At 68.2% G+C, this 267-nt stretch carries 1 protein-coding gene; it reads left to right on the top strand.

Features of this window, described 5'->3' with window-relative positions; all coding sequences use genetic code 11:
• A partial coding sequence (locus tag A7X12_RS09290) for a hypothetical protein (protein WP_198161977.1) occupies positions 1–267 on the top strand: 267 nt, incomplete at both ends.

Here is a 267-nt window from a genome sequence, read left to right as displayed (position 1 = left end):
CTGGCGGCCCTCGCCGCTACCCTGCTCGCCGCAAGCGGCGTGGCCCAGGCCGCCCCGATCCTCGACACCGGCGCCGGCAGCACCAGCGCGGCCCGTTCGATGACGATCACCGACTCGCGGAGCATCGCCGGCTTTTTCGACCTGACCAAGGGCATCACCGTCAACGGCATCTATGGCTGGATCGGCGGCGATGAAGGCGCGCGCCTCACCGCCAACATCTATAGCGAGGTCGACTTCGTTCCCGCGAAACTGCTCTACTCCACGGCG

Source organism: Sphingomonas sp. TDK1 (assembly GCF_001650735.1).
In the GTDB taxonomy this organism is placed as follows: Bacteria; Pseudomonadota; Alphaproteobacteria; order Sphingomonadales; family Sphingomonadaceae; genus Sphingomonas.
The sequence above is the reverse complement of the archived record's forward strand: the minus strand, read 5'-3'. Positions and strand labels throughout refer to the sequence as shown.